The 25,202-nt window shown below is 63.6% G+C and carries 21 protein-coding genes; 15 read left to right on the forward strand and 6 right to left on the reverse strand.

Translation table 11 applies throughout. The features are described 5' to 3' along the window. The first annotated feature begins 5 nt into the window (after positions 1 to 5). The 10 genes from PKE80_RS15135 to trhO are packed head-to-tail and all read left to right on the forward strand — an operon-like array spanning position 6 to position 10,457. Positions 6 to 623, forward strand: a complete 618-nt coding sequence (locus PKE80_RS15135) for an NADH-quinone oxidoreductase subunit J (RefSeq protein ID WP_008833053.1) — start codon at positions 6 to 8, stop codon at positions 621 to 623. Further along, complete coding sequence (gene nuoK / locus PKE80_RS15140) at positions 620 to 925, forward strand: NADH-quinone oxidoreductase subunit NuoK (RefSeq protein WP_008833052.1); 306 nt, start codon at positions 620 to 622, stop codon at positions 923 to 925. Before PKE80_RS15135 ends, nuoK begins: the two co-directional genes overlap by 4 nt. A 4-nt stretch (positions 926 to 929) precedes the next feature. After that, positions 930 to 3,047: an NADH-quinone oxidoreductase subunit L gene (gene nuoL / locus PKE80_RS15145; RefSeq protein ID WP_271183217.1), complete on the forward strand. Its 2,118-nt coding sequence runs from the start codon at positions 930 to 932 to the stop codon at positions 3,045 to 3,047. A 4-nt stretch (positions 3,048 to 3,051) separates the two neighbouring features. After that, on the forward strand, positions 3,052 to 4,584 hold the full coding sequence (locus PKE80_RS15150) for an NADH-quinone oxidoreductase subunit M (RefSeq protein WP_037521769.1): 1,533 nt from the start codon (positions 3,052 to 3,054) through the stop codon (positions 4,582 to 4,584). Continuing rightward, positions 4,584 to 6,047: an NADH-quinone oxidoreductase subunit NuoN gene (gene nuoN / locus PKE80_RS15155; RefSeq protein WP_271183218.1), complete on the forward strand. Its 1,464-nt coding sequence runs from the start codon at positions 4,584 to 4,586 to the stop codon at positions 6,045 to 6,047. The genes PKE80_RS15150 and nuoN overlap by 1 nt, the downstream gene beginning before the upstream one ends. Further along, a complete protein-coding gene (locus PKE80_RS15160; protein WP_271183219.1) occupies positions 6,044 to 6,742 on the forward strand; it encodes a biotin--[acetyl-CoA-carboxylase] ligase in 699 nt (232 codons plus the stop codon). The genes nuoN and PKE80_RS15160 overlap by 4 nt, the downstream gene beginning before the upstream one ends. Before the next feature lie 14 nt (positions 6,743 to 6,756). Continuing rightward, positions 6,757 to 7,536: a type III pantothenate kinase gene (locus PKE80_RS15165; protein WP_271183220.1), complete on the forward strand. Its 780-nt coding sequence runs from the start codon at positions 6,757 to 6,759 to the stop codon at positions 7,534 to 7,536. After that, positions 7,533 to 9,158, forward strand: a complete 1,626-nt coding sequence (locus PKE80_RS15170) for a ribonuclease J (RefSeq protein WP_271183221.1) — start codon at positions 7,533 to 7,535, stop codon at positions 9,156 to 9,158. Before PKE80_RS15165 ends, PKE80_RS15170 begins: the two co-directional genes overlap by 4 nt. 10 nt (positions 9,159 to 9,168) lie before the next feature. Continuing rightward, positions 9,169 to 9,459: a DUF1467 family protein gene (locus PKE80_RS15175; protein WP_271183222.1), complete on the forward strand. Its 291-nt coding sequence runs from the start codon at positions 9,169 to 9,171 to the stop codon at positions 9,457 to 9,459. 38 nt (positions 9,460 to 9,497) lie between these two features. After that, a complete protein-coding gene (gene trhO, locus PKE80_RS15180) occupies positions 9,498 to 10,457 on the forward strand; it encodes an oxygen-dependent tRNA uridine(34) hydroxylase TrhO (protein ID WP_271183223.1) in 960 nt (319 codons plus the stop codon). Between the two features lie 57 nt (positions 10,458 to 10,514). Here trhO and PKE80_RS15185 read toward each other — a convergent pair whose 3' ends face one another. Continuing rightward, entirely contained in the window at positions 10,515 to 13,157 is a 2,643-nt protein-coding gene (locus tag PKE80_RS15185) for a coiled-coil domain-containing protein (protein ID WP_271183224.1), read from the reverse strand. Positions 13,158 to 13,226: 69 nt separating this feature from the next. Between PKE80_RS15185 and PKE80_RS15190 the strand changes: the two genes are divergently transcribed. From PKE80_RS15190 to PKE80_RS15205, 4 genes are all read left to right on the forward strand, one after another. Beyond that, the gene (locus PKE80_RS15190) at positions 13,227 to 13,529 is read left to right on the forward strand and encodes an Hpt domain-containing protein (RefSeq protein ID WP_271183225.1); all 303 of its coding nucleotides are present in this window, start codon (positions 13,227 to 13,229) and stop codon (positions 13,527 to 13,529) included. Positions 13,530 to 13,618: 89 nt separating this feature from the next. Beyond that, a complete protein-coding gene (locus PKE80_RS15195; protein WP_271183226.1) occupies positions 13,619 to 14,800 on the forward strand; it encodes a hypothetical protein in 1,182 nt (393 codons plus the stop codon). A gap of 35 nt (positions 14,801 to 14,835) precedes the next feature. After that, complete coding sequence (locus tag PKE80_RS15200; RefSeq protein WP_271183227.1) at positions 14,836 to 15,771, forward strand: hypothetical protein; 936 nt, start codon at positions 14,836 to 14,838, stop codon at positions 15,769 to 15,771. Beyond that, complete coding sequence (locus tag PKE80_RS15205) at positions 15,726 to 17,141, forward strand: sensor histidine kinase (protein WP_271183228.1); 1,416 nt, start codon at positions 15,726 to 15,728, stop codon at positions 17,139 to 17,141. The genes PKE80_RS15200 and PKE80_RS15205 overlap by 46 nt, the downstream gene beginning before the upstream one ends. 368 nt (positions 17,142 to 17,509) lie before the next feature. Here the strand turns inward: PKE80_RS15205 and PKE80_RS15215 are convergent, their stop codons facing one another. Both PKE80_RS15215 and gltX read right to left on the reverse strand, forming a co-directional pair. Next, positions 17,510 to 18,793: a citrate synthase gene (locus PKE80_RS15215; protein WP_008833037.1), complete on the reverse strand. Its 1,284-nt coding sequence runs from the start codon at positions 18,791 to 18,793 to the stop codon at positions 17,510 to 17,512. A gap of 11 nt (positions 18,794 to 18,804) precedes the next feature. Further along, positions 18,805 to 20,256: a glutamate--tRNA ligase gene (gene gltX, locus PKE80_RS15220; RefSeq protein ID WP_271183229.1), complete on the reverse strand. Its 1,452-nt coding sequence runs from the start codon at positions 20,254 to 20,256 to the stop codon at positions 18,805 to 18,807. A gap of 30 nt (positions 20,257 to 20,286) precedes the next feature. On the opposite strand from gltX, the gene PKE80_RS15225 reads away from it, so the two are divergent. After that, positions 20,287 to 22,506 carry a ComEC/Rec2 family competence protein gene (locus PKE80_RS15225; RefSeq protein ID WP_271183230.1) on the forward strand — a complete coding sequence of 740 codons (2,220 nt, stop codon included), beginning with the start codon at positions 20,287 to 20,289 and terminating at the stop codon, positions 22,504 to 22,506. Between the two features lie 194 nt (positions 22,507 to 22,700). On the opposite strand, the gene lexA is transcribed toward PKE80_RS15225, so the two are convergent. The 3 genes from lexA to moaC form a co-directional block, all read right to left on the reverse strand. Beyond that, the gene (gene lexA, locus PKE80_RS15230; protein WP_271183231.1) at positions 22,701 to 23,393 is read right to left on the reverse strand and encodes a transcriptional repressor LexA; all 693 of its coding nucleotides are present in this window, start codon (positions 23,391 to 23,393) and stop codon (positions 22,701 to 22,703) included. 119 nt (positions 23,394 to 23,512) lie between these two features. Beyond that, positions 23,513 to 24,715, reverse strand: coding sequence for a molybdopterin molybdotransferase MoeA (locus PKE80_RS15235; RefSeq protein ID WP_271183232.1), 1,203 nt, complete (start codon positions 24,713 to 24,715; stop codon positions 23,513 to 23,515). After that, positions 24,712 to 25,197: a cyclic pyranopterin monophosphate synthase MoaC gene (gene moaC, locus PKE80_RS15240; RefSeq protein WP_271183233.1), complete on the reverse strand. Its 486-nt coding sequence runs from the start codon at positions 25,195 to 25,197 to the stop codon at positions 24,712 to 24,714. Before moaC ends, PKE80_RS15235 begins: the two co-directional genes overlap by 4 nt. Positions 25,198 to 25,202: the final 5 nt, after the last annotated feature.

Consider the following 25,202-nt stretch of genomic DNA (forward strand, 5'->3'; position numbering starts at 1 on the left):
TTCCCATGATCCATATTATCGCCTTCTACCTCTTCGCGGTGATGACGGTGGCCTCCGGCGCCATCACCATCCTCTCGCGCAACCCGGTGCATTCGGTGCTCTGGCTGATCCTGGCGTTCTTCAACGCCGCCGGCCTGATGGTGCTGACCGGCGCCGAGTTCATCGCGGCGCTGCTGGTCATCGTCTACGTTGGTGCGGTCGCGGTGCTGTTCCTGTTCGTCGTCATGATGCTCGACATCGACTTCGCCGAACTGCGCGCCGGTTTCGTCCGCTACTTCCCGTTCGGGGCGCTGGTGGCCATCGTGCTGCTGGCCGAGATCGTGCTGGGCATCGGTGCCTACCGCGCCGGTAACCTGGAACTGGGCACGCCGGATGGTACTGCTGCAACGGCTGCGGGTCTCTCGAACATCGAGGCGATCGGCGGACTGCTTTACAGCCGCTACCTGTTCCTGTTCGAGGCCGCGGGCGTCATCCTGCTCGTCGCCATGATCGGTGCCATCGTGCTGACCCACCGCCAGCGTAACGACACGCGCGGCCAGAAAATCAGCAAGCAGAACCAGCGCCGTCCGCAGGACGCGACGGTCAACGTCAAGCCTGAAATCGGCAAGGGGGTCTCGCTGTGATCGGCGTCGAACATTACGTGGTCGTGAGCTCGATCCTCTTCGTGCTCGGCGTCCTCGGCATCTTCATCAACCGCAAGAACATCATCGTCATCCTGATGTCGATCGAACTGATCCTGCTTGCGGTGAACATCAACCTCGTCGCGTTCAGCGCCTTCCTGCACGACCTGACTGGCCAGATCTTCGCCATGTTCGTGCTGACGGTGGCAGCCGGCGAGGCCGCAGTGGGGCTTGCTATCCTCGTGATCTACTTCCGTGGCCGCGGCACCATCGCCGTCGACGACGTCAACCGGATGAAGGGGTAAGTCCGTGTCGATCTACCTCATCGTCTTTCTGCCGCTGCTGGCGTCGATCCTTGCCGGGTTCGCGAACAAGTCGCTCGGCTTCGTCGTGCCCAAGGTGCTGACGACCGGCGCGCTGTTCATCGCCTGCGGATTGTCCTGGCCGATCTTCATTGCCTTCCTGACCGGCAGCGCTGAAGCCAGCGTCTTCCCGGTTCTGAAGTGGGTCGCTTCGGGCACGATGACCTTCGACTGGGCTCTGCGCGTGGATACGCTCACCGCCGTCATGCTCGTGGTCATCACTTCGGTCTCGGCGCTCGTGCACCTCTATTCGTGGGGCTACATGAGCGAGGAGCCGGATCAGCCGCGCTTCTTCGCGTACCTTTCGCTGTTCACCTTCGCCATGCTCATGCTGGTGACGGCGGACAACCTGGTGCAGATGTTCTTCGGTTGGGAAGGCGTGGGCCTGGCCTCGTACCTCCTGATCGGCTTCTGGTTCCGCAAGCCTTCGGCCGGCGCCGCCGCGATCAAGGCCTTCGTGGTCAACCGCGTCGGTGACCTCGGCTTCATGCTCGGCATCTTCGGTACCTACCTGGTGTTCGGCACTGTCTCGATCCCCGAGATCCTGCACGCCGCGCCGACGATGGCCGGTTCGACCATCGGCTTCCTCGGCCACCGGTTCGACACCATGACGGTGCTGTGCCTGCTGCTGTTCGTGGGCGCGATGGGCAAGTCGGCGCAGCTTGGCCTGCACACCTGGCTTCCGGACGCGATGGAAGGCCCGACCCCGGTGTCGGCGCTGATCCACGCTGCCACGATGGTCACCGCGGGCGTCTTCATGGTCTGCCGTCTTTCGCCGATGTTCGAGCAGAGCGAGACCGCGATGCACGTCGTCGCCGTGGTCGGTGCCTGCACCTGCTTCTTCGCCGCCACGATCGGCTGCACGCAGTGGGACATCAAGCGCGTCATCGCCTATTCGACCTGTTCGCAGCTGGGCTACATGTTCTTCGCAGCGGGTTCGGGCGCGTTCGGTGCGGCCATGTTCCACCTGTTCACGCACGCCTTCTTCAAGGCCCTGCTGTTCCTCTGCGCCGGTTCGGTCATCCATGCGATGCACCACGAGCAGGACATGCGCTTCTACGGCGGTCTACGTAAGAAGATCCCGATCACCTTCTGGACGATGACGGCGGGTACGCTGGCCATCACCGGTGTCGGCATCGCCGGTGTGATCGGCTTCGCGGGCTTCTACTCGAAGGACGCGATCCTCGAAGCGGCCTTCGGTTCGGGCAGCCAGGTGGGCACTTTCGCCTTCTGGATGGGCATCTTCGCCGCTCTGATGACGAGCTTCTATTCGTGGCGCCTGGTCTTCCTGACCTTCTTCGGCAAGCCGCGCTGGAACCAGTCGGAGCACGTCCAGCACGCCGTTCATGACGCCCATGGTCACGGCCATGACGATCATGCCCACGACGCGCACGGTCATGATGACGCGCATGCTCATGACGACCACGCGCACGATGACCATGCCCACGCACCTGCCGATCTCGGCATGCGCGGTCCGGACTACGGCGACCATGGCGACGGCACGGGTGGTTACCACCCGCACGAAAGCCCGCTGGTGATGCTGCTGCCGCTGCTGATCCTGTCGGTCGGCGCCGTCGCTGCCGGTTTCGTCTTCAACCATACCTTCGTCTCCGAAGGCGAGGGCGAGTTCTGGAAGGGCGCGCTGGTGTTCCACGAGCACCTGATCCACGCCATGCACGGTGTTCCGATGTGGGTGAAGTGGGCGCCGTTCACGGTCATGGCCATCGGCTTCGTCACCGCCTGGTACGGCTACATCAAGAACACCGCGTTCCCGAAGGCGGTCGCCGACCAGCTCGGCCCGGTCCACACCTTCGTCTACCGCAAGTGGATGTTCGACGAGCTCTACAACACCATCTTCGTCAAGCCTGCCTTCTGGCTGGGCGGCGTGTTCTGGAAGGTGCTCGATATCGGCATCATCGACCGCTTCGGTCCCGACGGTGCGGCGGCTGTCGTCGCCAAGGGTTCGACTTACGCGCAGAAAGTCCAATCGGGCTATCTCTACAGCTACGCTCTTGTCATGCTGCTGGGCCTTGTCGGCGCCATCAGCTGGGTGATCGCGGGATAAGATGATGACTGGTTTTCCGATCCTCAGCCTGATGCTGCTGGTGCCGCTCCTCGGCGCACTGGCATGCCTCTTCCTCGAAGCGAAAGCGGCGCGCACCGTCGCGCTGCTCGCAACCCTCGTCGATCTCGTCCTCGGCATCGCCCTGTGGATGAACTTCGACGTGGGCGGCGCCCAGTGGCAGTTCACCGAGCGCCTGAACATCTTCTCGGGCTTCACTTACGCCCTCGGCATCGACGGCATCGCCCTGCTGCTCATCATGCTCTCGGTTTTCCTCATGCCGATCTGCATCGGCGCGAGCCGTTCGATCGAGAAGCGCGTGGGCGAATACATGGCCGCCTTCCTGCTCGTCGAAGTGTTCATGCTCGGCGTGTTCATGGCGCAGGACATGTACCTGTTCTACATGTTCTTCGAAGCCGGCCTGATCCCGATGTATCTCATCATCGGCATCTGGGGCGGTGCGGACCGCATCTACGCTTCGTACAAGTTCTTCCTCTACACGCTGCTCGGCTCGGTGCTGATGCTCGTCGCGATGCTGTGGATGGTCCACACCGCCGGGACCAGCGACATCCCGACGCTGATGGCCTACGACTTCGACCCGCATGTCCAGACCTGGCTGTGGCTCGCCTTCTTCGCCAGCTTCGCGGTGAAGATGCCGATGTGGCCGGTCCACACCTGGCTTCCGGCGGCGCACGTTCAGGCGCCGACGGGCGGCTCGGTCATCCTGGCGGGCGTGCTGCTGAAGATGGGCGGCTACGGCTTCATCCGCTTCTCGCTGCCGATGTTCCCCGAAGCCTCGGTCTATTTCGGACCGCTGGTGTGGGGCCTGTCGATGGCCGCCGTCGTCATCACCTCGCTGATCGCGCTGGTGCAGAGCGACATGAAGAAGCTGATCGCCTATTCGTCGGTCGCGCACATGGCGATCGTCACCATCGGCCTGTTCGCCTTCAACGTGCAGGGCCTCGAAGGCTCGATGCTGGTGATGCTCAGCCACGGTCTGGTCGCAGGCGCGCTGTTCCTGTGCGTCGGCGTCATCTACGACCGCCTGCACACCCGCGAGATCAGCCGTTACGGCGGGCTCGCGATCAACATGCCGCGCTACGCCGTGTTCTTCCTGCTGTTCACGATGGCCTCGATCGGCCTGCCGGGCACCAGCGGGTTCGTCGGTGAATTCCTGAGCCTCGGCGGCATCTATCAGGTCTCGACCTGGACGGCGCTGATCTGCACCACCGGCATCATCCTGGGCGCGGCGTACATGCTGTACCTCTACCGCCGGGTCGTGTTCGGCGAGCAGAAGAACGCCGATGCCGCCGCGATGCCCGACCTCGACGCCCGCGAACTGGCGATGGTCATCCCGCTTGCGCTCGCCGCGCTATGGATGGGCGTCTACCCCGAGAGCTTCATCGCTCCGATGCGTGCCGACATCGCCGCGCTCGACGCGCGCCTCGCCCGTGCCAAGCCGGCCGGTGACAGCGCGCCTACACCTGGAAAAGCTAAGCCTGCGCACGAAGAAGCCGCTGCGCATGGGGGGTCACACTGATGGACTGGTCGCACTCCCTGCGCTTAATCGCGCCGGAAGAAACGCTGAGCATTGCAGGTCTGATCCTGCTTCTGATCGCCGCCTGGGGTGGTGACAAGGCAAGCCGCCTGATCTCGATCCTCGCCGTCACGGCGCTGGTCGGCGCCGCGTTCCTCGTCGCCCCCGCGCTGTGCGGCGGCCACATGGGCCCGGACTACTCCGCCTTCTTCGGCCAGGTTCACGCCGATGCCTTCTCGGCCTTCGGCAAGATCCTGATCTACCTTTCGGCCGCCGCCACGCTCGTCGTCGCGCCTGCCTTCTTCGAGCGCCTCGGCGCGATGCGGGCCGAGTTCCCGATCCTCGTGATCTTCGCGGCGGTCGGCAGCGGCATGATGGTGTCGGCGGGCGATCTGCTGGCGCTCTACATCGGCCTCGAAATGAACTCGCTGGCCGCTTACGTGCTGGCCGCCTTCGTGCGGACCGACGGACGCTCGGCGGAAGCGGGCCTCAAGTACTTCGTGCTGGGCGCGCTGGCCTCGGGCATCCTGCTGTTCGGCATGAGCCTGACTTACGGCTTCACCGGCACCACCTCGTTCGCGGGCATCAATGCGGCGCTTAGCGGTGGTCTGTCCAACGGCGCACTGTTCGGCATCGTCTTCATGCTGGCGGGCCTCGCCTTCAAGATCAGCGCCGTGCCGTTCCACATGTGGACGCCGGACGTCTACGAAGGCGCGCCGACCCCGGTGACGAAGTTCTTCGCCACTTCGGGCAAGGTCGCGGCCATCGGCCTGACCATGCGCGTGATGCTGGATGCGTTCGGCGACCAGTCGGACGCATGGCGCCAGATCATCGTCTTCGTGGCGCTTGCCTCGATCGTGGTTGGTGCGCTGGGTGCGATCGGCCAGAAGAACATCAAGCGCCTGATGGCCTATTCGTCGATCAACAACGTCGGCTTCATCCTCGTGGGCCTCGCTGCGGCGAACCCGCAGGGTGCTTCGGCGATGCTGTTCTACCTCGTGATCTACGTCGCGATGACCGTCGCGGGCTTCGTCACCGTGCTGATGCTGCGGGACGAAAATGGCGAGAACGTCGAGGAAATCGGCCAGTACGCGGGTCTCTCGCGCACCCGTCCGGGCCTTGCCGCCGCGCTGGCATTCGTGATGTTCAGCCTTGCCGGTATCCCGCCGATGTTCGGCTTCTGGGGCAAGTTCCTGGTCTTCAAGGCTGCCGTCGATGCTAACATGATGCCGCTTGCGGCGATCGGTTTCGCGGCCTCGGTGATCGGCGCGTTCTACTACCTGAAGGTCGTCAAGGTCATCTACTTCGATGAGCCGGTCGATGCCATCAAGTGGAAGAGCGACGTGTGGCACAAGGCGATCCTCGGCGTGACCTGCCTGTTCATCTCGCCGCTGGGCTATCTGCTGAGCGGATGGCTGCAGGGCCTGACGGACACCGCCGCGACTGCGCTGTTCCACACGCTTTGATCGAAACCGTAGCAGAAACGGGGTCCACCAACGCGGACCTCGCGCAGCGGCTCTCCGGCGGTGAATACCTGCCAGAGGGCCGCTGGCTCGTTGCGGACCGGCAGAATGCGGGCAGGGGGCGCCTCGGGCGCGTCTGGGATGACGGTGCGGGCAATTTCATGGGCTCGACCGTGGTGCGCATCGCGCCCGGCGATCCATCACCTGCCACGCTGGCGCTGCTGACGGGCCTTGCGGTTCATGAGGCGCTCTCGCGCTTCGTCAGTGCCGGCCTGATGCTCAAGTGGCCGAACGACCTGCTACTTCACGAAGCCAAGGTCGCGGGCATCCTGCTGGAAATGGTATCAGGCGTGGTCATCGTCGGCATCGGCGTGAACCTCGTCCATGCGCCCGAAGTCCCGGGCCGGCGGACCGCTGCGCTGGGCGATCTGGCCCCGAGCCGCGATATCTTCGCCGAGGCGCTGGCTGCCAGCTTCGACACCGAACTGCAGCGTTGGCGCTCGGTCGGCCTTGCCCCGCTGCTGCGTCGCTGGCAGAGTGCGGCGCACCCGCAGGGAACCCCGCTTCGGGTGCTTCCGCCCGGTGAAGACGCGGTCGAAGGTGCGTTCGCGGGACTGGCGGAGGACGGAAACCTCCGCCTCGCCCTGCTTGACGGATCGATCCGGACGATCCACGCGGGTGACGTCCTGCTCGTATGAGGAACTGAAAGAGCATGCTGCTCGCTATCGACGCCGGCAATACCAATGTCGTCTTCGCGCTGCTGGAAGGTCGCACGATCAAGGGCCGCTGGCGCATCGCCACCGATCCGCGCCGCACGGGCGACGAATATGCCGTCTGGCTGATGCAACTGCTCGCCATTCGCGGCGTGAAGGCGCAGGAAGTCACGCAGATCGTGATTTCTACCGTTGTCCCCCGCGCGCTGCACAACCTCGAGATACTGGCCCGCCATTACTTCGAGATCGAACCGCTGATCGCCGGGCAGGGCAAGGCCGAGTACGGCATCGACATCGACGTGGAACAGCCCAGTTCGCTCGGCGCCGACCGGGCGGTGAACGCCATCGCCGCGCACGACAAGCATGCGGGCGACCTCATCGTCGTCGATTTCGGCACCGCGACCACCTTCGACGTGATAGACTTCAACGGCGCCTACAAGGGCGGCATCATCGCGCCGGGCATCAACCTCTCGCTCGATGCGCTGGTGGGCAATACGGCCAAGCTGCCGCGCATCGCCATCGCCGCGCCCAAGAGCACCAGCGTCGTCGGCCGCAACACCGAGGACCAGATGCTGATCGGCGTCTTCTGGGGCTACGTCGCGATGATGGAGGGCCTGATCGCCCGCATCCGCGCCGAGATCGGCCGCCCAGCCAAGGTCATCGCCACGGGCGGCCTCGCCGTCCTGTTCGACGAGGCCACCAATATCTTCGACGCGGTCGATGCCGATCTCACGATAGACGGCCTCGCCATCATTGCCGAAAGGGCAGCTTTTAAGTGATTCCCGGTAAGGAACTTTTGTTTTGTGCGCTCGGCGGTTCGGGCGAAATCGGCATGAACGTCAATCTCTACGGCTGTCAGGGCAAGTGGCTGATGGTCGATCTGGGGATGACGTTCTCCGGCAACGAATATCCCGGCGTCGATCTGGTCTTCGCCGACCTCGACTTCATCGAGAACGAGCGTGAGAACCTTCTCGGCATCGTCCTGACCCATGCCCATGAGGACCATATCGGCGCGGTCCCGTACTTCGCCGAGGAACTGGGCGTGCCGCTTTATGCGACGCCGTTCACCGCCAAACTGGTTGCCGCCAAGCTGGAAGAGGCGGGCATCCTCGACCGGGTCGAACTCAACGTGGTCGATGATCTGGAGAACTTCCAGATCGGCCCGTTCGGCATCCGCTACGTGCCGCTGGCGCACTCGATCGCCGAAGGCAACGCGCTGCTGATCGAGACGCCTTATGGCCGCATCTTCCACACCGGCGACTGGAAGCTGGACGACGAGCCGCAAGTCGGCACCCCGGCGACGCAGGCCGAACTGACCGCCATTGGCGACGAGGGCGTTCTGGCTCTCGTCTGCGATTCCACCAACGTGTTCAATCCTGAGGCTTCCGGTTCGGAAGGCGACGTCTACCGGGGCCTGCTGGCCGAAGTGAAGAAGCACAAGGGCCGCCGCGTGCTGGTGACGACTTTCGCCTCCAACGTCGCGCGCCTGCAGACGCTGGGCGATGTCGCGAAGAAGACCGGCCGCCAGCTGTGCGTCGCGGGCCGCTCGCTCGACCGCATCATCCAGACCGGCCAGTCCTGCGGCTATCTCAAGGACTTGCCCGACCTCGTCGATCCCGACACCGCGATGGACCTGCCGCGCGGCGACGTGCTTATCGTTGCCACCGGGGGGCAGGGGGAACCGCGCGCGGCACTCGCCCGCGTGGCCGAGGGCAACCATCCGATCAAGCTCGACAAGGGCGACGTGGTGCTGTTCTCCAGCCGCCAGATCCCCGGCAACGAAATCCAGATCGGCCGCATCCAGAACCGTCTGGCGGAGCAGGGCGTCATCGTCGTCACCGACCGCCAGAGCGAAATACACGTCTCCGGCCATCCGGGCCGGCCGGAACTGGAAGCGCTCTATTCGTGGATCAGACCGCAGATCCTGCTGCCGGTGCATGGCGAAATCCGCCACATGAAGGAACAAGCTCGCCTCGGCGTTGCCAGCGGCATTCCCAAGGCGATCTTCCAGAAGAACGGCGATCTCGTGCGTCTTGCGCCCAATCATCCGGGCAAGTTCGGCGAAGTGCGCGCGGGCCGTTTGGTGCTCGACGGCGACATCATCGCGCCCGCTGACGGCGAGGCGATCATCATGCGCCGTCGTATCGCCTTCAACGGCGTCGTCTCGGTGGCGGCCGATCGCAAGGGCCATGTCGAGATTTCCGCGCTGGGCCTGCCGCTCGACGAGGACTACGCCGGGTTCGTCGAGGAAGCCAGGCGCGATGTTGCCGAGGCGCTGAAGCGCGCGGGCAAGGCGGATCGCGATACGCGCTCCGAAGCCGCGCGCCTTGCCGCGCGCCGCGCCGCGACCCGCTGGTCGGGCAAGAAGCCGCAAGTGCAGGTGCTGCTGCTGGAGGATTGATGCGATGGCGATGAACTGGACCTCCATGATCGCGATCTATGCGCTGTTCTGGGTGCTGAGTGCGTTCGTTGTCCTCCCTGTCGGGCTGCGCACGCCGGACGAGGTGGAGGGCCATGTCATCGAGAAGGGCCACGCCACGAGCGCGCCGGTGAACTTCCGCCCGAAGCTGGTCGCCCGGCGGGCGACCATCGTGGCGGTGGTGCTTTTCGGGCTCTACTACGCCAATTATGCGAACGGGTGGATCACCGTGGACGACGTGAACCTGTTCGGGACGCCGCCGGTCAAGGATCTCGGCTACTGAGCTTTGGCTTTGGCGTCGTTCCGCGCTAGAGGCACGCCATGGAACCACTGGATACCAACGCGCGGCGTCTGTGCGTGGCGGCGCTTTACTGCTTCACCCGTTTCGACGACCCCGCCGAGCTGAAGATGCCGCTCGAGGCACTGTGTCACACGCACGGCATTCGCGGCACGCTGCTGCTGGCGGGTGAGGGGATCAACGGGACTATCGCCGGGACCGAGGCGGGCGTCGCCGCGATCGTTGCGCATGTGCGCGGACTACCGGGCTGCGCTGGGGTGGACGTCAAGTTCTCCGACGCGCCGCACATGCCGTTCCATCGTATGAAAGTGCGGATCAAGCGCGAGATCGTAACGATGGGGCAGCCGGATATCGATCCGTTGGCGACCGTGGGCACGTACGTCGAGCCGCAGGACTGGAATGCACTGATCTCCGATCCGGATACGATCGTGATCGATACTCGAAACGACTACGAAGTGGCGGTAGGTACTTTCGCCGGAGCGATCGACCCTCAAACCGAGACATTTCGGGAGTTTCCCGAATGGTTCCGCGCCGAGCGCGAGAGGTTGCTGGGGCAGGGGAAGCCGCCGAAGGTGGCGATGTTCTGTACCGGCGGCATCCGCTGCGAGAAGTCGACGGCTTTCCTCAAGCAAGAAGGCGTCGAGGAGGTCTATCACCTCAAGGGCGGGATTCTGAAATATCTGGAAACCGTGCCGCAGGAGCAGAGCTTGTGGGAGGGCGAATGCTTCGTCTTCGATCAGCGCGTGACCATCGGGCACGGACTGGTCCAGGGCACCTACGAACTGTGCCACGCCTGTCGCCGCCCGATCAGTGCGGAGGACAGCAAATCCGAACTCTACGAGATCGGTGTGAGTTGTCCCGCTTGCCATGGCGAGCGCACTGACGAACAGCGTGCTGCCTATCGCGAGCGGGAAAGGCAGGAGAAACTTGCCTCAGCCCGGGGCGCGGCGCATGTCGGTGCGGTCTACCGGGATGCGAATTGATCATTCAGCCGTAGGGGCCGGAACGCGATTGAATGCAATCGCGTTCCGGGGCCAAACTTAGCCCCGCAGACGCTCGATGCCTTGCGCAAGTGCCACGTAGAGCTTGCCCATGTCCGAGGACAGGAGCGTCACGCCCAGCGCATTGCCGTCGCGGGTCGAGAGGACCTGCCGCAGGATCGACTCGAAGTCGTGGATGTATCGGCTGACGTTGGCGCGGAAGGCATCGTCGCGCTCGAAGATTTGCTGGATTGCCTTGATTTCTCCTGCATCGAGGAGGCTCACGGCTCGACGGGTGAAAATGCCTCGATCACCGCGCAAGTAGGCGGCCCAGGCGCTGTCGGCGATGTCACTCGACAGCACCGTAGCGATGTCGATCGCGTTCGAATTGAGCGATTCCGTGATGAAGGCGGCGCGGCGGGCGAAGTCGTTGTCGACTTGCTCCTCGGCCTTCTCGCGGGCCTGCGTGACGCGGCCCTCGAGATTGCCGACGAGATCGTCGACCTTGGTGATCTGCTCGCGCAGTTGGGTCGTCGCTTCACGGGTGACGCCCGAGGCATGGGCTACCGCCTGTTCGAGCTGACCCGAGATTTCCGCGACTTTGCCGCGCATGGCCTTTTCAATGGCTGCGGCGCTCTCGTCGGCCAAGGTCTCGGCGATCCGTGTGATGCGTTCGGCGCTGTCTTCCTCGATCGCGGAAACCGTCTCGTCGAGGGTCGTACCCAAGGCGGCGAGTGCACCGATCAGCGCGCCGCCTGCCTTGTCCGCAGCGGTCTGGGTGGCCGTGTCGATCTCGCCGAGCGTGTCCTGAAGCCGTCCGAGCAGCGCGGCATGATCCGCTCCACGCGCCGAGATCTGAGCCTGCGCCTGAGTGAGGCCGCCTATGAGCGCATCGAGATCGCGCCCCGATACCCCGATTTCGGCGGCAACGTCCTCGCCACCCTGCGCGGCTTCACGCAGTTGCGCCAGAACCGCGCCGAGCCCGTCCTGAATTCGGCGGAGGCGATCTTCCGATACGGCGAGCGCCTCGGGAAGCGTGCTGCCGGTCTGGCGGGCGCTCGCCTGGATCAGTTCCAGCAGGCGAACGCTATCCTCGGTAAGTTTTTCCACTTCGGTGTCGGTCGCCGCCAGTGTCGCGCGCGCGGCCGTCAGACGGTCGGTCAGCACCGAGAGGCTGGTCGAAAGGCGATCTTCGACTTCCCCGGTCTGCGCGGTGATGGTTTCGATGCGAGCCTCAAAGCGGCCAAGTTCCCCGGTCACTGCGGCCGCACGTTCGGCAAGGGCGGCGGCCTGAATGCGGTGACGTTCCAGACGTTCGGCAATCGATGCGTCAAGTTCGCCCAGCATATGATCGATGCGGGCGATGGCGTGGCGTTCCTGCTCGACCTGGCGTGACTGCCGCTCCTCGGCCTCCATGGCCAGGCGCTCAGCGCGCAGGCCGATCGACTCATCGATCTGGCACGCATCCGTCGCGATCCCGGCAAGGCGCCCTTCGAGCGCTTCGATCGCGGTCTGCTGGGCCTCGGCAATGGCGATACCGGCGGCCGTCTGCTCCTCGGACAGTTCGGATAGCGAAGCCCGCAAATTCGCCGTTGCGCGCTCTTCGGCCTGTCGCAAGGCGCGCGAGACGACATCGCTTTCGTCACGCAGAGCGCTGAGGCGGGCGCGCAACGAAGTGAGGCTTTCCGCCTCTTGCCTGTCCAGCTGCTGACGCCCCTGGTCGATTTCGTCCGTCAGCGCCTTGGCGCGGGTACGAATCGCCGCGAGCGCATTGATCTCATGCTTGTCGAGGCGGTTGCGGAAATCCTCACCGCGCTCGTCGAGCGCGATGAAGCGTGCGGCTACGACCTGTTCGAGCTGCTCGCTGCGCGCGTTGAAGCCGTCGAGCGTCTCGTTGACCTGATCGCGCAGTACCGAAACCTGACGGGTGCTGGCCGAACCGAACTCGTTCAGTCGGTTGAAGCCGTTGATCATGTCCTCGAGCTGGGCATGAGCAGTGCGGCCGGCATTGGCGATGTTGTTGGTTACATCCTTTGCCGAGCTGGCAATGACCGGCAGTTGGCCGCGCAGCTTCTCCATGTTGTCGAGGGCTGCGGTGCTGACTGAACTGATCGAATCGACGCGCGCGCCATTGTCACGCACGAGTTCCTGCAGGCGCTCGGCATTCTGGGAAAGGCGTTCGGCGGCGAGGCGTCCCAGCGTTTCGAGGTCGCGCGTCTGGGCTGCGATGAACTCTCGGGCCAGGCTCAGTTCGCGGTTCACGGTGGTGAGTCGTCGTTCGAGGAGGGCCGATTCGGTCGAAAGTGCGTGAGCGACGTGGCCGAAGCGTCGACCCTCGCGCGTGCTGTGACGCATCGTGATCAGCCAACCGAGGCCGATCAACAGGACGGGCACGCTCCACTGCATAACGAGCGCCGGAATCTCGGCCAAAGGCAGGCCCGTTCTGAATGCGGGCAGGCTAGCGAAGACGAACAGACCGCTCCATGCGACAATGAGAGCTCCGGCTACGGCGGGCGCGAGCCATTCGTTGCCGGAAGCCGATGCGAGCAGCTCCTCGCCGCCATCGGACGCAACCCAGGCGTCGTCCCAGGTTTCGGACGCTTCCGTCTCGATTGCTGATTCGGCCGCGATTGCCGGCGCATCGGCCTCCGACGTCTCGCCGTTGCCTGCGCCGAATGCGATGATCCTGTTTTCCCCAACCATCCGGCGAGAATACCACGTGCACCGGGCCGATAAACCCCGGTTTAAGACTTCCGAGATTAAGCTGGGGAAATGGCGTATGAAGCTGGAGCCCTCGAAGCCACTCTTGCCGCTGCGGCGGGTGGCGACCCCGTGCTGATCGCGGAGTTGCGCGCGGCCTATATCGAGGGGGTCGGCCGGCAGGTTGATCTGCTGGAGCGGGCCCGCTGCGACGGCAACTGGGTGATCGCCGCCACGCGGTTGAAGGGCCTTGCCGCGAGCTTCCATTCGATGCGATTGCTGGAAATGGCGCAGGATGCGCTGGACGCTGCACCAGGCGAACCGACCGTGGTGCGTCGCCTCAAGTCCTATCTGACGGAGTTTTCCGGAACCTGATCCGCCGCTTTGGCTTGGCACTTGGCGTGGACCTGCCTACATCTTGCCGGGGTGCTGGAGTTTCTAATTTGCGCATAGCATTGTTGGCCATGACGGAGCCTGCGGCGTCGGGGCAGCCGTTCCCGCGCGCATTCCTGCGCGTTGCGGGCGCGAGCGTCGCGCAGCATCAGCTCGGCATGGCGCTTGCGCTCGAATGCCAGCGTGTCATCTGCATGGCGCGCGGCACCTCGCCGGAACTGATCGCGCTTCAGCATGATGCGGAGGACGCCGGACTACAGTTCGCCATCGCGACCGGAGCCGGACAACTTGCCGGGCTGGTTACGGCCGGAGATGAACTGATCGCGGTTTCGGAGGGCCTTTTCGCCGATCCTACCGCTGCGGCCAGCTTGCTGGAGGGGCGGGCTCCCGTCGTGCTGGTCCAGCCGGTCGAGGGCGCTCTTGCGGCAGGTTTTGAGCGCATCGACATCAACCGCGCCACGGCGGGACTGATGCGTGTACCGGGTACACTGGTCGAGCGGCTGCACGAATTACCGCTCGACGTGGACGCTATTTCGGCGCTGACACGCATTGCGCTTCAGTCCGGTATCGCCATGCACGAGGTGCCGGCGGCAGCCCGCGCCGGTTCCGGCTGGCGCATGGTACGCAGCGAGGCGGAAGCCTATGCACTGGAAGACGAGTGGATGCGCACGCGTTTCGTGCAGGACGGTCCGCGCACTCCCGGGCGCGCTATCGCGCGTTTCGCGGTTCTGAGCTTTGGCTCTTCGCTGCTGCATGCAGGCAATGCCAGCAATGTCGTATCCGCAGCTGTGCTGGTCGCGCTCGTCATCGCGGTGGGGGCGGGCTGGTTTGGATTGTTGTGGTGCGCCTTCGCGTTCCTGGCGGTGGCATGGCTGCTGGTGGAGGCCAGTCGCCTGCTGCGCGCAGCGGAGCGACATGCGTTGGGACAGGCTTGTCCTGCGATCCCGCGCGCGGATGCCTTGGTCTGGCTGGTCGACGTGGCCTTCGCCGCGCTGATCCTGTTGGACACGCCCCGCTTTCCAGGAGAACCCGTGCTGGCGTGGCTGAGCACTCCGGCAATTCTGATGATGCTTCTGGTGCTGCTGCCACGCATCGCCATCGGGCGCTTCGCCGGTTTCTTTGCGGACCGGGCATTGCTCGGCGTGGTCCTCGCATTCGCTTCGGGCTTCGGACAGGTTCTTCTTGTCGTCAGGCTTCTTTCGGCCGGTCTCGCGGCTGCGGCACTCGTGTTGCCGCGGCGGCGCGACGGATAACCTCGAATTAACCAGATGCCGGTTAGAAGGGTCATATGATCGATCAGGCCGTTCATCCGGCGAATACGCAAGCCGCAGAGGCAGCGCTGCGACGCGACCTCGTGCGCGGCGACGCGGCGGCGGCTTCCGCGCTGCCGATGCTACGCTATCTCGTTGCGGCTGATCAGAGCGCTGCGCTGAGCGAGGAAATCCTGGCGAGGGTCAGGGGCATTTTGTCGGACATCGCCGGTCAATTGCTCGATGCCCTGATAGGCACCGCGGACCGGCGTGCCCATGCGCCTGATGAAATCGCGGTGCTGACCCGCGCCTTCCTCGACGACGCAGCCCTGCTTGCGCATGTCCATGCTGTTGCGCTGGAATGGCAGTTGACGGAGCGACTGCAGGAGCGGCTCGCCCTCGATCCTGTCGCGTCTCCGTTCGTGCGGGACAGGATCGCATCCGGCGACGCTTCGGCGCATGGGTTCCTATCCGCGCAAGCGCGGTGGAGCCAAGGACAACGCCGCATGGCACTTTCTGTGGCGGAATTGCCCGAGGCCGTGCTCGAAGCGGTGCTCGCCATCCTGCGCGCGCTGGTCGGTGCCGAGCCGGCGCTCTCCGAACGCGCCTCCGCTGTGGAACGGGAGGTGCGAAGCAGCCATGCTGCGGTTTCCAACCGGCTCATATGGGCCGAGCGCATGGTCGCCGATCTTGACCCGGCGGTGGCATTATCGATCTCGCAATGCGGCGTCACATTGTTCCTGTCTGCGCTTGCATTGGCCTCTGGACAGGTGCGCGATGCGACAGTCATGGCGACATTGCCTGACCAGCAGGCGCGACTGGCTTTGACGCTGCTTGCTGCGGGGGCGCCCGCCGATGTTACCGAAGAACAAATCCGGATGATTCACGGAGGGACGAAACTTCCGGTGGGCCTCGCGGGGATCGAGGAATGGCGCGCGGCATCGATCCTGACGAATGGCGCGACTGCGCAATGACCCTTGGTGACGGCACCATACTCGCCCGCGCCGCATGCGACGCGCATGATCGCCTGCTCAGCGCTGACGAACCCCTGTTCGGACTTCAGCGCCGGTGCGGCGGCGAAGTGCCCGGCATTGTCGCGATTCCCGAACTGCTCGACCTCGTGCGCGGTGCGCGCCAGACGCGCTGTCCCGTCGCGCAAGTCATCAGGGCGCAGGACGACAGCGATGCGATATCGTTCTGGGTCGAGGTGGAGCCGGAGGAGGAGGGGTGCTCGATCCGCGTGCGCAGTTGGCAGACTGCCGCTCTGGTTTCTGAGGAAGGCGCCTCAGGCGAGAGCCGGCGGAGAGTAACTGACCGGCATGTCACCGAACTTTGCGCGTGGCTTGATGCCGGCCAGCGCCTGATTGCGGTAGCCAGTGATTCTCCGGAACTCGCGCAAGTCGTCACGGCCATGGAGGGTGGCATCGGGCATTGCTGGACCGATTTCCTGCAGCCCGAGAATGTGACACATCAGCAGCCACTGCACTGGCGTCTGCTCGATGGAGCGCCGGTGATCGTCCCCGGTTCATCGCGGTCCTGGCGTGTCTCGCTCGTGCCCCAGATCAAGCCTGGCTTCGAGCCGTCGGGCTTCGAATTGCTGCTGTTGTCGGACGAGGCTGCTTCGGGCTGGGTGCCTGCCGTGCCCGATCCCATTCCGGTCCAGCGTCGCGGGTTGGTCGGGCAGGATCTGGCGCCGGTTCTCAGACAGCCGATTGCGCGGATCGTCGCGAATGCCGAGACAATTCGCACACGGCTGGCAGGACCACTGCCCGATGCCTACGCGGAATATGCTGGCGAGATCGCAAGCGCAGGCAAGCTGTTGCTGGACCTGCTGGAGGACATGGCTGACCTTGAAGTCGTCGAAGACGACAGCTTTTCCACCAATCCCGATTTTATAGATCTTGCCGAGGTGGCCCGACAGGCCGCCGGTATCCTGGGCGTCCGGGCACGGGAAAAGGGCATCGTGATCGTGTCGCCGCCATCGGATGATCATGCTCCGGCGCTCGCGGAGTTCCGGCGCGTGCTGCAGGTTCTCCTCAATCTCATCGGCAATGCCATCCGCTATTCACCGAATGGATCGCGTGTGGATGTTCATGTCGAGGTAGAAGGTGTCCATGCCCGTGCGATCGTGGCAGATCAGGGGCCGGGCCTCAACGTCAGCGACCAGGCTCGCGTGTTCGAGAAATTCGAGCGTTTGGGACGTAGTGGTGACGGGGGTTCCGGTCTGGGCCTCTATATCTCGCGGCGACTGGCGCGCGCGATGGGCGGTGATTTGCTGATCGAGAGTGTCCCGGGCGAAGGGGCCCGGTTCATCCTTGAAGTCCCGCGCGACACCGAAGCCTGATCTGCGTCTAGCATCTGCGGCCCAACCACACCACGATACCGCCGACCATCGCGAAAACCGCGCCGCGCACGGCCCAGGCACGATCGGCAATCATGACGCTGTCGGCGGGCCACTTCAGTACGCCGGTTCCTTGCAGGACAACGAAAATCCCTGCTGCCATTGCCAGGAGGCCAAGGATAGTAGCCAGGATTCTCACAATTGGCATTAACGTGCGCCCCCATTTGAACATGCAGGTTGCGCTTCGGATGCGGCGGGATTGTGGCGGGCAGGCTCAAATGGGGCAAACTTCAGGCTCGGCGCAACGAAAAAGGCCCCCGCATTCGCGAGGGCCTTCGTTCGGGTAACCCGCGACTGCGCGCGGATGAACCTCAGCGCTTGTCGAGCGGCACGTAGTCGCGCTGCGTCGGGCCGGTGTAGAGCTGGCGCGGGCGACCGATCTTCTGGCCGGGATCGGAGATCATTTCGTTCCACTGCGCGACCCAGCCCACGGTACGGGCGAGGGCGAAGAGCACGGTGAACATGGTGGTCGGGAAGCCGATCGCCGAAAGGATGATGCCCGAGTAGAAGTCCACGTTCGGGAACAGCTTCTTCTCCGCGAAGTAGGGATCGCTGAGCGCGATCTCTTCGAGGCGCAGCGCGGTCTCGAACAGCGGATCGGTGACGTTGAGGGCTTCGAACACTTCGCGCAGAGTCGACTGCATGACCGTCGCGCGCGGGTCGTAGTTCTTGTAGACGCGGTGACCGAAGCCCATCAGGCGGAACGGATCGCTCTTGTCCTTGGCGCGGTCGATGTAGTGCTGGATGCGATCGGGGGTGCCGATCTCCTTGAGCATGTTGAGCGCGGCTTCGTTCGCGCCGCCATGCGCAGGGCCCCACAGGCAGGCGATGCCCGCTGCGATGCACGCGAAGGGGTTCGCGCCCGACGAACCGGCAAGACGCACGGTCGAGGTCGAGGCGTTCTGCTCGTGATCGGCGTGGAGGATGAAGATGCGGTCCATCGCCTTTTCGACCGCCGGAACCACCTCGTACTCTTCCGCGGGCACGCCGAAGGTCATGCGCAGGAAGTTGCCGGTGTAGCTCAGCTTGTTGTCCGGATAGAGGAACGGCTGGCCGACCGAGTACTTGTAGGCCATCGCCGCGATCGTCGGCATCTTGGCGATCAGGCGGTGCGAGCTGATCTTGCGATGCTCGGGGTCGGCGATGTCGGTCGAATCGTGGTAAAACGCGGAAAGCGCGCCGACCACGCCGCACATGATCGCCATCGGGTGCGCGTCGCGGCGGAAACCGCGATAGAACGTCGCCAGCTGCTCGTGCAGCATGGTGTGGCGCGTGATGGTGTTCTCGAACGTGGCAAGCTCGTCCTTGCTGGGCAGTTCACCATTCAGCAGCAGGTAGCTCGTTTCCATGAACGAGGAGTTCTCTGCCAGCTGGCCGATCGGATAGCCGCGGTGCAGCAGAACGCCTTCGTCGCCGTCGATGTAGGTCAGCGCCGACTCGCAGCTCGCGGTCGAGGTAAAGCCCGGATCGAACGTGAATGCGCCCGTCTGGCCGTAGAGCTTGCGGATGTCGATGACGTCCGGACCCACGCTTCCCTTGAGAACGGGATAGTCGTGTTCCGCGCCGCCGACGCTCAGTTTAGCCTGATCACCCACCAATTATCTCCTTATGACTGCGACCCGGCGGGAACCTGAGCCTGTTCGCCGATGCGCGCGAGGCTCTCTTCCCGTCCGAGCAATACCAGTACGTCGAATATCCCCGGCGAGGTCGTCTGACCCGTCAGGGCTGCCCGCAAGGGTTGCGCGAGCTTGCCGAGACCCAGTCCCAGGTCTTCGGCCATTGCCTTCAGGTTGGCTTCCAATGCCTCGAGAGTCCAGTCGGCCTGGCCGGACAGGCGCTCATGGATCGCGGCGAGGCGCTCGCGCCCCTCGTCGGTCAGGAGCGCCAGCGCCTTCTCGCTCATGGCGAGCGGACGCTGGGCGAAGAGGAAGGCAGAGCCTTCTGCAAGTTCGTTGAGGTCCTTGGCACGGACCTTGAGCACGGGCATCGCGCGGACCAGCAGGTCGGCAGGGCCATCGCCGTCGACGCCTTCAAGGCGCGCTTCGACGAGGCCCGCAAGCCGCACATCGTCGGCCTCGCGCAGATAATGCCCGTTGAGATTCTGGAGCTTGGCAAGGTCGAAGCGCGAGGGGCTCTTGCCCACATCGACCATGTCGAACCATTCGATCGCCTGCTCGCGGCTGATGATCTCCTCATCGCCGTGGCCCCAGCCGAGGCGCAGCAGGTAGTTGAACACGGCCTCGGGCAGCAGGCCCATCTCGTCGCGATAGGCATCGACGCCCAGCGCGCCGTGGCGCTTGGACAGCTTGGCGCCGTCCGAGCCGTGGATCAGCGGCACGTGGCCGTAGACCGGCACGTCCCAGCCCATGCCGTTGATGACGACGAGCTGGCGGAAGGCGTTGTTCAGGTGATCGTCGCCGCGCAGGACGTGGGTGACGCCCATGTCGTTGTCGTCCACCACCACGGCCAGCATGTAAGTCGGGGTGCCGTCGCCGCGCAGGATGACGAAGTCGTCGATTTCCTCGTTCTGCACGGTGACCGTGCCCTGCACGAGATCCTCGATCGTCGTCGAACCCTCACGCGGGGCCTTGACGCGCACCACCCAGGAACGGTCGGCCGGCCAGGTCGCGGGATCGGCATCGCGCCATTCGCTGTCGATGCGGAACGGGCGGCGTTCTTCCTGCGCCTTCTGGCGGCGCTCGGCGAGTTCTTCCTGTGTCAGGTAGCAGCGATAGGCGTGGCCGTTTTCCATCAGCTGCGCGGCGACTTCGGCATGACGGTCCGAGCGGGCGAACTGGAACACCGGCGCCTCGTCACCGTCGAGGCCCAGCCAGGACAAGCCGTCGAAGATCGCGTCGATCGCGGGTTCGGTCGAACGGGCGCGATCGGTATCCTCGATACGCAGCAGATACTTGCCGCCATGACGGCGCGCGAACAGCCAGTTGAACAGTGCCGTACGAGCGCCACCGATATGAAGGTAACCGGTCGGCGAAGGAGCAAAGCGCGTTACGACGGCCTTTTTGCCAGTCGCTTCGCCCGATGCACTGCCGCTTGCCATCTACCCGACCTTCCTGTCCTATTGGCGACCATGGGAACCCCGGTCGCAATCTGTGAAATTCCGTCTCCGGGAGGCCCCGGGACCGCTGCATTGCAGCATGGGCCATGGACCGCCGAGGGCCTCTTGTCGAGGGTTTTGGCAGTCGTCGAGCGATTTCTTTCCAATGCCGGATTCGAACGGACTCCATGGCTCACCGTAGCCTTTGCAAGCGGCATAATTGCGTGGTTTTGGCTATCTTCCGTGCTGTCGTGGATCGGCTTCTGCTGCGGCTTGATTGCAGTTTCTGCAACTTGTTATGCGTCCTTTCCTTTGCGGAGCAGTTATCCGCATTTCAGCCGGGCAATCATGGTATTGCCCTTGCTGGCGGTCGCGGGCTGCCTTGCGGTTTGGGTGCGGTCGGAAATCGTCGGCCAGCCGGCAATCGAAAGGCCTGTAGCGGGCAGTTTCATCGCGCGGGTCCTTGCTATCGAATCGCAGCCTGCGCTTGATCGCGATCGCCTGCTGCTGGCCATGCGCGATCCGATAAGAGGTGTGCCCATTAAGGTCAGGCTCAACGTTCCCGGCAAGCGTTCCGCGGCGGGGATCGGTAGGGGGGATCTCGTAGCATTCAGGGCGCGGCTGATGCCGCCGGCGCCGCCCATGCTTCCGGGCGCATACAACTTTGCGCGAACAGCCTGGTTTGCCGGCATTGCCGCTACCGGATCGGTCGTGGGAGACGTGAAGGTCGTCCGGGAATTCAGCGCAGGCGCATGGGCACTATCGGATATACGTCAGACGCTAACGGATCATATTCGCGTTCGCATCGGGGAAGAGCGCGCAGGTATTGCCGCGGCATTCGTCACCGGTGATCGCGGAAATATTTCGGAGGCCGATGATCAGGCCATGCGCGATTCGGGGCTGGCGCATCTGTTGTCGATAAGTGGGCTTCATGTCAGCGCGATGGTGGGGGCAGTGTACCTCGTGGCCATCCGATTACTGGCGCTTTCCTCATGGATGGCGCTCCGGGTGAGGTTGCCGGTAATCGCGGCCGGCGCAGGAGCCCTCGCCGGTGTAGCTTACACCCTTTTGTCCGGTTCTGAAGTCCCTACAGTCAGATCATGCATCGGGGCATTGCTGGTGCTGTTCGCGCTCGCCCTTGGGCGTGAGCCCTTGTCCTTGCGCATGCTGGCGGTTGCAGCGTTCTGCGTTCTTCTGCTGTGGCCCGAGGCAGTAATGGGGCCCAGTTTTCAGTTGAGCTTCGGAGCGGTTCTGGCGCTTATCGCAGTCAGCACATCGGAACCGGTGCGCCATTTCCTTGGGCCGCGTGACGAAGGGATGATCGCAAGAGCAATGCGCCATATCGCTCTATTGCTTTTGACCGGCGCGGTAATCGATCTGGCACTCATGCCTATCGGCCTGTACCATTTCCACCGCGCCGGCGTATATGGAGCGCTGGCCAATGTGGTCGCGATCCCGTGGTCGACCTTCATCGTCATGCCGTTGCTGGCTAGCGCATTGATCCTCGACATCGCCGGGCTGGGAGGGCCTTTCTGGTGGCTGGCGGGCGTTTCGGTGGATGTGCTTGTCGGACTGGCACATTGGTTCGCTTCAAGACCGGGGGCGGTCAACCTGCTGCCGGGTACCGACGCCTGGGCATTCATGCTTTTTGTGTCGGGCGGGCTTTGGCTCGGTCTATGGACCGGCCGCATCCGCTGGGCGGGGTTTCCCATTGCCGCGATCGGTGTGCTTTTGCTCGCGATGGCCCCGCCTGCAGATATATTGGTATCGGGCGACGGTCGCCATGTCGGCCTTGTCGAAAACGGCGGAAATCAGTTGTTCTTACTCAGGGACAGCAAAGGAGGCTATGCCCGGGACAATCTGATGGAGTTCGCGGGGATAGAAGCGGAACCCGCCACGCTTGATAAGTGGCCAGGCGCAAGGTGCAACCCGGACTTCTGTAAGGTGCCGATTGAGCGATCGGGGAAAGTCTGGCACCTGCTGATGTCGCGTGGACGCGATTCCGTCGCGGAACGTTCGCTTGTTGCAGCATGTGAGCACAGCGACATTGTCATCTCAGATCGCTGGTTACCACGTAGCTGCCGCCCGCGCTGGTACAAGGCCGATCGTGGATCTTTGGCTAATACGGGAGGATTGGCCGTTTATCTGGGCAAGGGGCGCATCGATACTGTGGCTCAGACGCAGGGCGCACACGGCTGGTGGCATTCCTCACCATTTCATGTCCGTGAGAATGGACCTTCAACCACCAACTAGCGAACTAAGCGTGGTTCTTCCGGCGCGTGAGGACTTTCATAGTCCAATCCGAAGCCGGATTTTGCCTAATATACCGGATTTGACCTAATATGATTGCCGCAATGCGTATCGCAAGAAACTCCGGCACGGATCAAAACCGTCCGGAGTAAGTCGCGCTACTTGCCACAACGATGGTGAATCGGACTGGAAAAGTTTTAATTATACCGACGAAGCAGGCCAGCGAGCTTGCCCTGGACTTCCACTTCATCCGGGCCATATATCTGCGGTTCGTAAGCGGCGTTTGCAGGATCTAGGCGAACCATTCCAGCTTCACGTCGCAGGTATTTCAACGTGGCTTCTTCGCCACGGATGAGAGCCACCACGATCTCGCCATCCCGGGCAGCATTCGTGCGCTTAACTAGCGCGAAATCGCCATCCAGAATGCCGGCTTCGATCATGGAATCACCGGAGACCTCCAGCGCATAGTGTTCGCCCGAACCGAGCAGCGCAGCCGGGACAGGCAGGGTCGATTGCCCTTCCAGTGCCTCGATCGGAACGCCTGCCGCGATACGACCGTGCAGTGGAATCTCGATCACGTCATTCGCCGCTTCTACGGCGGGACGAGGTGCCTGAAGAGGGGGCACCCCATGATTGCTATTGGCAGCGGATGGACGTGGCGCCTTGCTGCCCGTATCATCCGGTTGACGCAAGACTTCCAAAGCGCGCGCACGGTTGGGAAGGCGGCGAATGAAGCCTCGCTCCTCCAGCGCCGAAATCAGTCGGTGAACACCGGACTTCGACTTGAGATCAAGGGCTTCCTTCATCTCCTCAAAGCTGGGAGAGATGCCGCTTTCTTCAAGCCGTGCCTGGATGAACCGGAGCAATTCGTGCTGCTTGCGAGTCAACATGGTCGCTGCCTTTTCGTGACCTTCGAACCAGGCAAGTCCTGATCCCGCTTGTTCTCGTAGTGAACAATGGGGGAACAATCAAGCAACCAATTGAACTCAATTCAAGCAATGCCGTCATTCTAGAGCAGGAAAATCCGAACTTCGTCTCCTGCAGCCGCCGGCGCGGCCATTGCCGCGCGATCTACCAGCACATTGCTTGCGGCCAGAGAGGACAGGGCGCCGCTGTCCTGCAGTGCATTGACGGTCACGCTTTCGCCATCCCACCAACCGCGAAGAAACTCACGGCGGCGACCGTTGGCGCGCAGCGGCATACTTAGCCTAGCGGCCAGCCGCATTGGCAATGGCCTCGCGGCACCCTGCATCGCTCGCAGGAGAGGAAGCAGAAAATGGTAGGCCGTAACGTAGCTGGAGACCGGATTTCCGGGTAGTCCCAGTATGATCTGTCGCCGTCCCGTCAGTTCGCGCGTGGCGACGAGGATGGGTTTGCCGGGCTTGATCGCCACGCGCCAGAAATCGATGCTCGCGCCCCAGCGTTCGAGTGCCGGGCGGATGAGGTCGTGATCGCCGACAGAAGCGCCGCCGCTTGTCACGATGAGATCGACGTCGTCGGATGCCTCGAAAGCGCGCGTGATCGTGTCGATATCATCCGGTACAGGTCCGACCCGCTTCGCATCGACACCCAGCGCTGAAGCCATAGCCGCCAGCATGACGCCGTTGCTTGCGGGAATCTGATGGGTTGCGCAGCATTCCGGGTTTTCAGCGAGTTCATCGCCGCTGTCGATCACGGCCAGCCGCGGTGTGCGATGGACAGGCAGGTGCGTATGGCCCGAAGCGATTGCCAACGCCATTTGCGCCGGAGTGATGCGCGCGCCCGGCAGCATGATTTCCGTCCCCGTGACGAAATCCATTCCGCGATGTCTGATATGCTTGTGCGCGGGATCGGGTGCTTCACCCGACAACGTCAGGATTTCGGCATCTCTAGCAAGGTCTTCCTGGAGAATGACTGCCGCCGCATCGACCGGCAATATTGCGCCCGTTGAAATGCGTACGGCTTCGCCGGTGGAGAGGGCGCCGACATGGGGATGTCCGGCGGCGCTCTCTCCGATCACTCGCCAGGGGCCCTGCAAGTCTCCGGCCGTCACTGCATAGCCATCCATCGCAGACAGGTTGGCCGGTGGCTGCGTGCGTCGGGCATATAGCGGTTCTGCGAGATACCGGTTGTATGCGCCCTCGATATCGACTCGCTCTATCGGAAGGGGTGTGGCCAACGCCAGCAATCGAGCCTGTGCGTCCTCGAGCGAGAGCGGCGCCGATTTGTTCATTCGGCCCACCCGTCCAGTTTCCAGTGGCCCGACTTGCCGCCGATCTTTTCTACAAGGCGGATGTCACTGATGACCATGCTCTTGTCGAGCGCCTTGGCCATGTCGTAAATTGTCACAAGTGCGATGGAAGTCGCTGTTATTGCTTCGATTTCAACGCCGGTTTTTCCCGTCAAGGATGCTCGGGCAATTACCTTTATCGCGTTGTCTTCGAACGAGAACTCCAGATTTACGGCATCCAGCGCGAGAGGGTGACACATCGGAATGAGTTCTGCCGTGCGCTTCGCCGCCATTATGCCAGCGATCCGCGCAGTACCTAGAACGTCACCCTTGGGCGCATTTCCAGCGCGAACGGCGGCGAGGGCGTCCTCGCTCATCGAAATCCGACCGGAAGCTATGGCAGTGCGCTGTGTTTCGGCCTTGGCACCAACGTCGACCATGCGGGCGTTGCCGTTGGCGTCGATATGCGTGAGGGACTTGTTCATCGCAA

The sequence above is a fragment of the Novosphingobium resinovorum genome, assembly GCF_027922145.1.
GTDB classification, from domain to species: domain Bacteria; phylum Pseudomonadota; class Alphaproteobacteria; order Sphingomonadales; family Sphingomonadaceae; genus Novosphingobium; species Novosphingobium resinovorum.